Source organism: Nonomuraea sp. NPDC059194 (assembly GCF_042754765.1).
Taxonomy (GTDB): Bacteria; Actinomycetota; Actinomycetes; order Streptosporangiales; family Streptosporangiaceae; genus Nonomuraea.
On the sequence record NZ_JBHZBH010000002.1, the window covers coordinates 352,773 to 364,435 of the forward strand.

Consider the following 11,663-nt stretch of genomic DNA (forward strand, 5'->3'; position numbering starts at 1 on the left):
GTCTCACCTGAAATGGCCTTTTCCGGGGAGCGGCGTACCGCCGGGGCGGTGCAGTCGGTCCTCCAGGAGGCCGCCGACGCCGCCGAGCAGCCCCAGCCGAGCAGCCCCAGTTGTAGGTCCGTAGCAGCAGGAAGGCCCGCCGCGACCATCGCGCGACGGGTCTTCGTCATGTCGGGGGTCAGCCGCAGTGCACGTTGTTGAGCTCGCGGGTCACCCAGTCCGGTACCGTTCCGGCAACGTCAATACACTGGCCGGGCGCCGAGACGTACACCGGGCCGGCGTAGTACGTGAACTGCCCGGCATTGGTGTGTTCCCCGCTGCCGTCGCCTCTTGAGATCGTGACTCGCTTCCAGCTCCTGGTGTTGGCGTAGGGGCCGTAGCCGTAGGTCAGGGCGCAGTTCTTTCCGGCGCTGGAGCTGTAGTACACCTCCAGCGTGCCCGTGCGGGTCCCGTCTCCTCTAGAGATGGGGTAGACGCCAACCCGGGAGTAGCTGCTGCCGCAGGGGCCGGCGGCGCTGGCCGGGGCGGCGCCCACCACCAGCGTGGTAGAGGCAGCCAGGGCCGCGCCAGCCAGGAGGGTCGCCAGCTTACGTGTGCGCACGAATATCCTTTCGATTGCCATTGGTTTGATCATGATTACCACTGGCTAACGGCCGCTACCCACGAGTCGTGCTCAATGTGACGGTTCGCACATTTGAGACTGGCCATCCGTTTGGCCACATCACCCGAGAAATGGCCAGATCAACGGAGACCCGACAGCGGCGGCTACCGCTGGTTGTCAGGTGTGGTGGCGGGGCGATTCCTCTTTCCGGCCACACAGCTTTTCCGGCCTCACCGGCTCGCCGTGACAGGCTGGGCCACCTCGCCCTCTACCGGAGCGAGATGAACAGGGCCTCGCCCACCTTCCGGTAGCCGACACGGGCGTAGACGCGCGCGGCCTTGTCGTCGGCCGGGGTGAGGAACGGCTTGGCGATCTGGACGTCCGCCCCCGCTCGGGTCAGCAGCGCCGTTACCGCTCCCGCGATGCCCCTTCGCCGGTGCGAGGCCCGTACGGCGATGCCCGCGACCTCGGCGACCCCCTGGTGCGGGATGCCGATCTGCCCGGCGCCGACAACGTCGTTCGTTGTGGTGTCCACGGCGGCGGCCACGAGTCCGCCGCCGTCGAGGATCCGGCGCAGCCGCGCGACGTCGTGCTCGGTGGCCTCCGGGGCCTCGAACGCTTCGTTCATCACTCGGGCGACGTGCCAGAGGCCGGAGTCGTCGGTCACGAGCTCGACCAGGATGGCGGCGTCCACGGGCGCGTCGATCGACTCGCCCGGCGGGCACACCAGGAGCGGGTAGCGGCCTTCCTGGGCGAACCCGGCCGCGAGCAATGCGTCCTCCACCTTCGGCGCCGCCTGCGGCACGTACTCGAGGCGGGGTGTCCTGGCCCGTTCGCGGAACGCCGCGACCAGTGCGACGATCTCGTCGGCCGTGGGCGCGGCGTCGTCGTCGGGAATGGCGTAGTTGAACGGCGGCGCGTCGTCATGCTCGTCGAACCTGATCAGAAACGGCCCTGCCCGGTGCGCCCGGGTCCCGGCCATCGACCTGAGGTAGGCATGCACATCAGCGCCCAGCACGTGAGTTCCTCTCCGCGAACGACGAAACACCACAACCTAGGGTTCGGCGCCTCCCCTGGACAACCGCGTTTTGGAGCTCGCGGAAAGATCACCCGCCCTCGGACGCAGCGATGGGCCCTGCCAGAAGCCCCTCCAGAGGCCCCAGCCCCAGCTGGCCGACTCCCTCGGCGAACTGGCGTCCGCGCGCGGCGCGCTCGCCTGACGCACGAACACCAAGGCGCCCGCCTCGCCGTACCGAAGGGCCGGTGAGGCGGGCGCGGCGGCTCAGGGGCAGGACTCGCCGTACTTGACCACGCCGAGCGACACCGGACCCTCCAGCCGCGCGGCGGCGGCCGGGGTCTGGGTGCAGACGCGCCAGGCGGTGTCCCAGAAGACGATGCGGTTGCGTCCCGTGGCGTCGTTGATCCGTACCGTGGTACGGCCGGGCAGCGACCGGCGGGCGACGCGGACGCTCTTGCCTTGCAGGTTCGGCATGAGCCCGGGCCTGACCTGCTCGGGCGCGCCGACGGGGCAGCTCTCGCCCACCTTCACCACCGCCAGTTCCACCCGCTCCCGCACGGGGGCGGCTCCGGCGGCGGGCCGCTGGGCGCACACCTTCCATGAGCGGCGCAGGACCACGACGCGTCCGCGCCCGCTGACGTCAGTGGTCTTGACGCGCTCGTAGCCCGCGTCCCTGAGCGACCCGATGGCCCGCACCAGCTCCTGGCCCGAGACGTCGGGCACCGGCGCCAGGACGCTCGACATCATGACAATTCCGGCGATCATCCACATGGGGACTCCTCCCTGAGAACGTGGGGGGGAGTGGGGTGATCTTACTTGGAGGAACGCAGGCCCGTGATGCGGCGGAAGACGTCCCACCAGAAGGGCGCGCCGAACAGCAGGGCGAGATACGTGAGCAGGAAGCCTGGCCAGTGGCTGAGCGTGGTCAGCCGCTCCCACCAGACGCCGCCGTTCCACGAGACGGACGGGTCGCCCTCCTCGGGGATGACGACGCTGACGATCGCATGGTCGAACACCTTGACCAGGGCGGGCGAGCTGAGCGTCTCCGTGACGCACCGGTACGGGTTGCCGGGCGTGTCGCACTCCTGCTTCAGCGGCTCGATCCGCTCGGCGCCGCCGCCCGCGATCGCCGACACTGCCGAGCGGTAGGCGTTGTCGCGCAGCAGCGTCTTGGCGTATTCGAGGCCGTCGACGCTGAGCAGCAGCACGATCACCATCCCGACGACGCTGACGACCCACTTGACGTAACGCCGGTAGAGCATCGACAGGCGCCGCATCTCGGCGTCGAACCAGGTCTCGACGCCCTGCCTGAAGCGGTCCATGTCGCGCTGGGCGCCCTCCCACAGGCCCTGCAGGTGGCCGTGGAGCGGGCTGCCGATGCCCTTGAGCTTGGCCAGCAGCCCCTCGACGCCGTCCTGCTCTGCCGAGGCCATCTCCATCATCGCGACAGCGAACCGCTCGGGCGGGATGTCGGCGATGCTGGTACGGCCGGCCTTGGGATGATCGATCTCGCGGACCCGCTGGTAGAACAGCGTGGTCATGGCCTCCTTCGAGGCGCCCTCCTCGGCGGGCACGGGTGCGACCTCGGGCGGCGCGGGCAGCTGGTTGTGCTCGGGCCTGGGGTCGTGCGTGAACGGTAGCTTGGCGAAGACGTCGGCCACCTTGTTCGGCAGCCACGCCCTGCCGGAGGCGTCGGCGCCGTCCATGGTGTCCCTGAGGTAGGCCCACAGGAACTTGCTGCGGATCGACAGCAGCCTGACGAAGCCCTCGTTCAGCCCGCTGACCACCAGGGACAGCAGGAGGAAGCACAGCACGAGCCCGATCGCGAGATCGACGTAAAGAGACAGCAAAGCGATCACCCCACGCTGTGATACACGCCGGGTGGGGCGGGCGCAACGCTTTCGCCGGACTCAGTAGAAGATGCGTTCCACGACCTGCCGGGCGCGGCGGGTCACCCTGCGGTAGTCGTTGACGAAGTCCTCGGAGCCGTCGGGCGGGTAGCCGAGCGTCCTGGCGATCAGGCGGCGCTCGTGCGTGTCGGTCGGCACCATGTCGCCCGCCCTGCCCTTCACCAGCATGATCGCGTCGCGGATGCGGGAGGCGAACCGCCAGCCCTCGCCCAGCACGTCGGCGTCGGCCTGGTCGAGCAGCCCGGCGGACACGGCCGCGCGCAGCGCCTCAAGGGTTCGGGTGGTGCGCAGGCCCGGCTCGGCGGCGGCGTGCTGGAGCTGCAGCAGCTGGGCCACCCACTCCACGTCGGACAGCCCTCCCCTGCCGAGCTTGGTGTGCAGGGCGGGATCGGCGCCGCGCGGCAGCCGTTCGGCCTCCATGCGGGCCTTCAGCCTGCGGATCTCCCGTACCGCCTCCTGCGAGAGGCCGCCGCGCGGGTAGCGCAGGTCGTCGATCACGGCGACGAACGCCCTGCCGAGCTCGGCGTCGCCCGCGCAGAAGCGGGCGCGCAGCAGCGCCTGCGACTCCCACGGCGAGGACCAGCGGGCGTAGTAGGCACGGTAGGAGGCGAGCGTGCGCACCAGCGGGCCCTGCCTGCCCTCGGGGCGCAGGTCGGGGTCGATCAGCAGCGGCGGGTCGGGCGCGGGCAGCGCCAGCAGCCGCCGCAGCTCGTTGGCCACGGCGAAGCCCGCCTCGGGGCGCTCGCAGACGAACATCACGTCGGCGTCGCTGGCGTAGGAGCACTCCATGCCGCCCAGCCGGCCCATGGCGATGACGGCGAAGGCGCCGGGCGGCTCTCCCCTGTTCTCCAGGCGCACCTTGGCGAGCGCGGCGTCGAGCGCGGCCTGGATCGTCACGTCGTTCAGCTCCGACAGGGCCACACCGACGCGTTCGATGTCGGCCAGGCCGGACAGGTCGGCGACCGCCGTACGGAACAGCTCTCTGCGGCGCAGCGCCCGCACGGAGCCGACGGCGGCCTCGGCGCCCGCCTGCCTGGCCACGGCCGCGCCCGCCTCGGCCAGCAGCGCCGCGACCGGTCTCGGCTCGAGTTCGGCGTCGGAGCCGAGCATGGCGACGGCCTCGGGGGCGCGGGTGAGCAGGTCGGTGGCGTAGCGGCTGGCGCCCAGGACGCGCGCCATGCGGGCGGCCACCGCCGTCTCGTCGCGCAGCAGCCTCAGGTACCACGGCGTGGTGCCGAGCTGGTCGCTGACCTGGCGGAAGCCGAGCAGGCCCGCGTCGGGGTCGGGGGTGTCGGCGAACCAGCCCAGCATGACGGGCAGCAGCGTCCGCTGGATGGCCGCGCGTCTGGACACGCCGGTGGTGAGCGCGGCGATGTGGCGCAGCGCGCCCGAAGGGTCGTGGTAGCCGAGCGCCTTCAGGCGGGCGGTCGCCGCGGCCGCGGACAGGCGCGTCTCGGTCTCCGGGAGCCTGGCCACGGCCTGCAGGAGCGGCCGGTAGAACAGCTTCTCGTGCAGCCGCCGCGCCTCCATCGCGTGCTTCTTCCACTGCTTGGTGAACTCGGCCGCGGGGTCGGGGCCCGCCTTGAGCGCCCTGCCGAGCCTGCGCAGGTCGTCGGTGCCCGACGGCACCACGTGTGTACGGCGCAGCCGGTGCAGCTGCAGCAGGTGCTCGACCTGGCGCAGGAACGTGTAGGCCTCGGCCAGGCCCTTGGCGTCGTCCCTGCCGACGTAGCCGCCACGCGACAGGGCGGCCAGCGCGGGCAGCGTGGCCCTGCGGCGCAGCATCGGGTCGAGCCGCCCGTGCACGAGCTGCAGCAGTTGCACCGCGAACTCGATGTCGCGCAGCCCGCCGGGACCGAGCTTGAGCTGGCGGTCGCCGTCGTCACGGGCGTGCGCCTCGACGCGGCGGCGCATCGCCTGGACGTCCTCGACGAAGTTGTCCCTCGCCGCGGCGGCCCAGACCAGCTCGTCGACCTCCGAGACGTAGGCCGCGCCGAGCGCCGCGTCGCCTGCGACGGGCCTGGCCTTGAGCAGCGCCTGGAACTCCCACGTCTTGGCCCAGCGCTGGTAGTAGGCCAGGTGGCTGGCCAGCGTGCGCACCAGCGGGCCCGAACGGCCCTCGGGACGCAGCCCCGCGTCGACCTCCCACAGGTCGGCGCAGGCGCGCATCATCGCCTGGGCCAGGCGGGTGGCGGCGCGCAGGGCCTTGGTCTCGTCGGCGCCCTCGACGGGCTCGGCCACGAAGATCACATCGACGTCGCTGATGTAGTTGAGCTCGCGGGCGCCGCACTTGCCCATGCCGATGACGGCCAGCCGTACGTCGTCGGCGGGGACCTCGGCCCGCGCGACGGCCAGGCCCGCTTCGAGCGCCGCACCCGCCAGGTCGGACAGTTCAGCGGTGACCTCGGCGAAGGAGGCGGCGCCGGTGATGTCGCGGGCGGCCAGCAGCAGGAGCCGCCGCCGGTAGGCGGCTTTCAACCCCTCCGGTGGTACGGCAGGCGCCTCGGCCGGGTCTGGATGGGTTGGCGCCTCTACCGGACCTGGATTGCCCACGGCCTCGGCCGGGCCTGGGTTGCCCGCGCGGGGTGCCGGGTCGGCAGGGTCGGCGGCGACGGCGCGCAGGAGGGTGGCGCGTAGTTCGCCCTCGCCCGGTCTGGCGAGGGCATCGTCACCGGCCAGCGCCCGCCAGTGGCCGGGATGGGTGATCACGTGCTCTCCGAGCGCCGCGCTCACCCCCAGCACGCCCAGCAGGCGCGCGCGCAGCCCCTCGTCCGAGCGCAGTCCGTCGAGCACCGAGGGGTCGCGCTCGGCCAGCCTGGTCAGCGACGTCAGGGCCAGATCGGGGTCGGCGACGGCGGCGAAGGCGTCGAGCAGCCATGCCGCGTCGATCTCGGCGACCAGGCGTTCGGCGCGGGCCGGGTCGGCGAAGCCGAGCTTGGCCAGGCGGGCGGCGGTGGACTCGATCCTCGGCACCTTCTCATCTTGTCAGGTGCGCGTATAGTGAAAACTGCAACGCACCGTTGCGTTGCAATGATAGGGGTGAGGTCATGGCAGCATGGGGTCTGCTCGCCGCATGGGCGCTGCACGACGCCGAGGAACTGGCGACGATGGCGGGCTGGGCTCGCCGGGCGCGGCCCCGGTTGGCCGAGCGCTTCCCCTGGGTCCCCGACCAGGTGTGGGACGCCATGGACGTCGACCAGCGGCACGTCAACGTGGCCATCGGGCTCATGGGCGGGGTGGTGGCGGCCGCGGCGGCCAGTGGCCCGCGCAGCGGCTTCTACCGGGCCGCGCTGGCCGCGTTCGGCGCGCACGGGGTCGTGCACCTGGCCCAGGCGGCGGTCGTACGCGGCTACACGCCCGGCGTGGTCACCGCGCCGCTCGTGGTGATCCCCTACTCGGTGTGGGCGTGGCGGCGCCTGGAGTACCGGCGGCTGTCATCGTCGAGCTGGCTGCTGCTGCCGCTGGTCCTCGGCGGCATCCACACCGCCGCCCACCTCCTCACGAAGCCCCGCGACCAGGCAGCCGCCACCACCGCCATGAAGCCCCAGGACCAGGCAGCCGCCTGCGCCCTCGTGGGGCCTCGGGATCGGGCAAGCGCCACCGCGCTCACGAAGCCCCGTGGTCGGGCAGGCGCTCCCGACCACGCTCTCGGCAGGGTTCGGGACGGCGTCTCAGCGCGCCTGCTCAGGAAGTGGAGCGACCGCTGGTTCTGACGACCTCGCCGAACGCCGACGCGAGCGGCCGCCACGCGGCGACCAGGTCGTCCTCGGCCTCCTTCACCTCGACGACCAGCTCCTCGGGAGCCTGCCACGCCGCGAAGATCTCGGGCGTGGCCTCGGGATGGAACTGGACCGCCCACGCCCGGTCGCCGAGCCGGTAGGCCTGGTTCGGGTACTGCGCGCTGCCGGCCAGCCGTACCGCGCCGTCGGGCAGGACGGTCATGGCGTCCTGGTGGTACTGCACGGCCACGGCCCTGCCCAGGGCGCCGAGCAGCGCGTCAGCCGCCGCCTCCGGCAGCGCCACCACCTCACGGGCGCCGATCTCGAGTCCGTCGCCGCCGCGCTCCACCGTGCCGCCACACGCGATGGTCATGAGCTGGGCGCCCAGGCAGATGCCCAGCGTGGGCGTGCCGTCCGCCACGCTGACCCGCAGCAGCTCGCGGGTGGCGGGCAGCCAGGGGTAGCCCGCGTCGTCCCACGCGGAGGCCTCGCCGCCGAGCACGATCAGCCCGTCCTCGGCGTGCGAGGGCACCTCCTCACCCAGGTACGGCCGGACGACGTGAGCGTCGACGCCGAGCCAGTCCTCGAAGTACCCCAGACCGGCCCCGGCCTCGTGCTCGATAACGGTGATGCGCATGTGCGCAATTATCCGACCTTCACGGCTATGGGTGGTTCGGGCTCGTCCAGGTGCTCCGCCATCCCGGGAAGCGTCGGCTTGGGGCGCCTCGGCTCCCTGACGCCGCCCTCGCCTCCCGGCGGCTCGTCGGGGAATTCATCGGTCCAGTGCGGCTCGCCGGGGCCGAACCCCGGCATCCAGGCGGGCGCGCCACTGGTCAGCGCGCGACGCCGGCGTGAGCGTTTGCTCATCGCGGACACCCTTCGTGGGGGACTCCAGTGTCGCCCGGCCACCCCGAGAACGCCAGAGCTCATGCGCGGCTCCGCCGTACCGGAAGGGCTGCCCCTAGGATCTCGCGCATGAAGGAAGAAGACGTCGAAGGCCTGCGTATCGCCACTTTCGGGACGGGCCCCAAGCTGGTCATCGCGGTCCACGGCATCACCGCCTCGCTGATGGCGTGGCAGGCGGTGGCGCGAAGGCTGCCGAAGGACTGGTCGCTGGTGGCGATGGACCTGCGGGGCCGCGGTCACAGCCGCGACCTGCCGGGCCCGTACGGCCTGCCCAAGCACGCCGCCGACGTGCTGCGGGTGGCCGAGCACGTCGGCGCGGGACCCGACGCGGTGCTCGCCGGACACTCGATGGGCGCCTACGTGGCCGTGCTCGCGGGAGCGCGGCGGCGCTTCGGCAAGGTCGTGCTGGTGGACGGCGGCCTGCCGTTCCCTCCGCTCCCGCCGGACACCGACGTGGACGCGCGGATCGAGGCCGCGCTCGGTCCCGCGATCGCGAGGTTGAGCCAGACGTTCGCCACGGCCGACGACTACGTCGCCTTCTTCCAGGCGCACCCGGCGTTCGCGGGGCAGTGGACGCCCGAGGTGGAGGAGTACGTCAGGTACGACCTCATGGGGCCCTCAGGAGCGCTGCGCTCGCGGGCGGTGGGCCAGGCCGTACGCGAGGATGGCAGATGGATGCAGGTCAACAGCGAGATCATCGGCGGGGCGCTGGCCGCCATCGAGGCGCCGACGACCCTGCTGCGCGCGCCGCGGGGCCTGCTCAACCAGGACGTGGGGATGCTGCCCGACGAGCTGGCCGCGGCGTGGAGCGCGCGGGTGCCGGGGCTGCGCGACGAGCTGGTGCCCGACTGCAACCACTACACGATCCTGTTCGACGACCGGTGCGCGTCGCTGGTCGCCGACCGACTGACGCGGTGAAACGAATCAGGGGCGGCCCGTACGGACCGCCCCTGATCGTCGAGTCGTCAGCGTGGAGCGATCCAGGTCGCCTTGGCCGCGGCCACCAGCGTGCCGTCCACCTCGTAGACGGCGCTCTCGCCGAAGAGCTTGCGGCCCTCGCGGCCGGTGGCCTTGGCCACGACGGAGTACGTGCCGCCGGGGTAGACGCGCCGGTCGATCTGCAGGGTCAGGCGGCCGAGCAGGGCGTACTCGCCGGGCGCGAAGTGGGCCCAGCCAGTCACGCAGTCGAGCACGGAGGCCACGACGGCGGCGGGAACGGCCCCGTCCGCGTCGGTCACCGTGAACGGCACGCGCCATCCGGCCGCGACGACGTCGGCGCCCTCGACGGGGCCGGGGAAGACGCGCAGGCCGTCACCCGGCTCGCGCAGGCCGCAGGCGAAGCACTCGGGGAAGGCGTGGCCGTTCCAGCCGGGGAAGCCCGCCTCGGCCCGTGCGGCGTCGTTGAACGGGACGAATCCGGGCCCGCTCAGGTGCTCGGCGACCGGGATGGCCTCGACGAGCACCTTGCCGTCGTGGGAGAGGGAGGCGGAGTTGGCGACGTGCTCCAGCCGCAGCTCGGTCTCGAGCGGGGTGGGTGCATGAAGGGTGACCTCCACGGCCGATTGGAGACCGTTGAGCGCCTCGGCCACGGTGCCGGAGATCCAGCCGCCGTTGGCGATGCCCGCGGGACCGCGGAAGCGCTCGGGGACGGTCAGCACGGTCTGCAGGGCAGCCGTCGTCATGCCACACCCTCCAATATGTCTGGAAACATCATTTAGAACAGACCGATTTTACCCGAAACTCCCAAGACCAAGGGAACCGGGGGTGAGGTCGGGACCTGCCAAGCACGCGTAACGCGGCGCAGACCGCCTAGCTTCCCACGGAATCGGCGAAAGCGATGACTTGTCCGTAAGATGCTGACCCTTGACACAGATGTGACGTGGGGGTCAGAAGTGACTGTGCTGAGCCGTCGGAACCTGCTCAAGGCGGGCGCCGCCACCGTGGCGCTGGGCCTGCAGCCCGCCAGAGCCGAAGCGGACCTGCTGCCCAGCGGGGTCGTCCCGGCGCAGTTGGCCAGCTTCGACAAGACCCTTCAGAAGTACATGTCCGAGCGGAACATCAGCTGCGGCCAGCTCGCCGTCGCCAGGAAGGGCAAGCTGCTGGCCGCCCGCGGCTACGGCGTCTACCGCCCGAACACCACCAGCACGATGGCGCGCCTCGCCCGCGTCCAGCCGACCTCGCTGTTCCGCATCGCGAGCCTGAGCAAGAGCATCACCTCAGGAGCGATCCTGCGCCTGGCCCAGGACGGCAAGCTCTCGCTGACCACACCCGTCACCACGCTCCTCGGGCTGTCCGCCGCCGCCGACCCGCGCCTCGAACAGGTCACGCTGTGGCGGCTCATGCAGCACACCGGCGGCTGGGACAGGTCCGTCAGCAAGGACCCGTTGTGGCTCGACCACACGATCTCCGCCTCGCTCGACGCGCCGCTGCCGATCAGCCACGCCGACATCGCGAAGTACGTCACCGCCAAGCCGCTCGACTTCGAGCCCGGCAGCCGGATGTCCTACAGCAACTACGGCTACATGCTGCTGGGCCGGGTCGTCGAGAAGGTCTCGGGGCAGAGCTACGAGTCGTACGTGCGCTCGAAGCTGCTGGCGCCGCTGGGCATCGACAGGATGACGCTCGGCGAGAGCCTGCGCGAGGACATGTCGCCCAGCGAGGTCGGCTACGCCTCCAAGTACACCAACAAGAGCGTGGTCGACTCCTCGGGCGAGGTCGTGCCGTACCCGTACGGCGGGTTCAACATGCCCAACCAGGACGCCAACGGCGGCTGGCTGGCCTCGGCCGTCGACGTGGTCCGGTGGGCGAGCGCGTTCGACAAGGCGGGCGCCGTACTGAACGCCACCTCCATCTCCCGCGCCTTCACCAAGCCGGAGATCGGCGTCAGCGGCGACGGCTGGTGGTACGGCTGCGGCTGGTACGTCAGGACGTCGGGCAGCGGCCTCAACACCTGGCACACCGGGTCGATGCCGGGCACCTTCACCCTGCTCGTCAGGAACGCGGCAGGGGTGACGTGGTGCGTGCAGTTCAACCGGCGCGAGGAGGAGGGGTCGCCGGACTTCGACGTGATCGACCGCCTGATGTGGCAGGCGCACGACGCCGTCACCTCGTGGCCGACCACCGACCTGTACCCGAAGTACCTCTGACCGCACCGAGCCGCTCAACCGGCGTGCCTGTCGCGCTGCTCCTCCCGCAACGCACGGCGAGGCCGGCGAGTGATACCGCTACTTTCCACCAGATCCGTCTGGGCTTCGACATGGGTGCATACGAGGAGAACCCCCCGGCAAATGGGGCGGTTTATGCGGTCTTCACCGTCATTGTCAGGATCTTGATGCGGCTGCTGTTGTATCGTGCTGCCGTCGATTTGTCGCGATCAAGACGGGGCCGCGCTTTTCGCCGCCGCCGGCTTCGGATCTTCGCGGCCATCGACCGATGATGATCAAGGTCGGTTGGTCGGGTGCCGCATGAGCGGGCGCCTGGCTGATCGACGATTGGAGCACTGTGCGAAG

11 protein-coding genes are annotated in these 11,663 nt (G+C 71.4%); 3 read left to right on the forward strand and 8 right to left on the reverse strand.

Going from position 1 to position 11,663, the window contains the following annotated elements:
- Positions 1-178: 178 nt before the first annotated feature.
- From ACFXJ8_RS04395 to ACFXJ8_RS04415, 5 genes are all read right to left on the reverse strand, one after another.
- Positions 179-601 (reverse strand): hypothetical protein, encoded by a 423-nt coding sequence (locus ACFXJ8_RS04395; RefSeq protein ID WP_379642367.1) that lies wholly within the window; start codon positions 599-601, stop codon positions 179-181.
- Positions 602-869: 268 nt separating this feature from the next.
- Complete coding sequence (locus ACFXJ8_RS04400) at positions 870-1,619, reverse strand: GNAT family N-acetyltransferase (protein ID WP_379642368.1); 750 nt, start codon at positions 1,617-1,619, stop codon at positions 870-872.
- Between the two features lie 264 nt (positions 1,620-1,883).
- Entirely contained in the window at positions 1,884-2,384 is a 501-nt protein-coding gene (locus ACFXJ8_RS04405; RefSeq protein WP_379642369.1) for a hypothetical protein, read from the reverse strand.
- A gap of 47 nt (positions 2,385-2,431) precedes the next feature.
- Complete coding sequence (locus ACFXJ8_RS04410; protein WP_379642370.1) at positions 2,432-3,478, reverse strand: hypothetical protein; 1,047 nt, start codon at positions 3,476-3,478, stop codon at positions 2,432-2,434.
- A 51-nt stretch (positions 3,479-3,529) separates the two neighbouring features.
- Complete coding sequence (locus ACFXJ8_RS04415; RefSeq protein ID WP_379642371.1) at positions 3,530-6,502, reverse strand: bifunctional [glutamine synthetase] adenylyltransferase/[glutamine synthetase]-adenylyl-L-tyrosine phosphorylase; 2,973 nt, start codon at positions 6,500-6,502, stop codon at positions 3,530-3,532.
- A gap of 74 nt (positions 6,503-6,576) precedes the next feature.
- Between ACFXJ8_RS04415 and ACFXJ8_RS04420 the strand changes: the two genes are divergently transcribed.
- Entirely contained in the window at positions 6,577-7,242 is a 666-nt protein-coding gene (locus ACFXJ8_RS04420) for an HXXEE domain-containing protein (RefSeq protein WP_379642372.1), read from the forward strand.
- Here the strand turns inward: ACFXJ8_RS04420 and ACFXJ8_RS04425 are convergent.
- Positions 7,214-7,885 carry a type 1 glutamine amidotransferase gene (locus ACFXJ8_RS04425; RefSeq protein WP_379642373.1) on the reverse strand — a complete coding sequence of 224 codons (672 nt, stop codon included), beginning with the start codon at positions 7,883-7,885 and terminating at the stop codon, positions 7,214-7,216. The two genes, ACFXJ8_RS04420 and ACFXJ8_RS04425, sit on opposite strands and share 29 nt — an antisense overlap.
- An 8-nt stretch (positions 7,886-7,893) precedes the next feature.
- Positions 7,894-8,115 (reverse strand): hypothetical protein, encoded by a 222-nt coding sequence (locus tag ACFXJ8_RS04430; RefSeq protein ID WP_379642374.1) that lies wholly within the window; start codon positions 8,113-8,115, stop codon positions 7,894-7,896.
- Between the two features lie 108 nt (positions 8,116-8,223).
- On the opposite strand from ACFXJ8_RS04430, the gene ACFXJ8_RS04435 reads away from it, so the two are divergent.
- Entirely contained in the window at positions 8,224-9,072 is an 849-nt protein-coding gene (locus ACFXJ8_RS04435) for an alpha/beta hydrolase (protein WP_379642375.1), read from the forward strand.
- A 47-nt stretch (positions 9,073-9,119) separates the two neighbouring features.
- On the opposite strand, the gene ACFXJ8_RS04440 is transcribed toward ACFXJ8_RS04435, so the two are convergent.
- Positions 9,120-9,836, reverse strand: coding sequence for a hypothetical protein (locus ACFXJ8_RS04440; protein ID WP_379642376.1), 717 nt, complete (start codon positions 9,834-9,836; stop codon positions 9,120-9,122).
- A gap of 216 nt (positions 9,837-10,052) precedes the next feature.
- Between ACFXJ8_RS04440 and ACFXJ8_RS04445 the strand changes: the two genes are divergently transcribed.
- Positions 10,053-11,300, forward strand: coding sequence for a serine hydrolase domain-containing protein (locus ACFXJ8_RS04445; protein WP_379642377.1), 1,248 nt, complete (start codon positions 10,053-10,055; stop codon positions 11,298-11,300).
- The last annotated feature ends 363 nt before the right edge of the window (positions 11,301-11,663 follow it).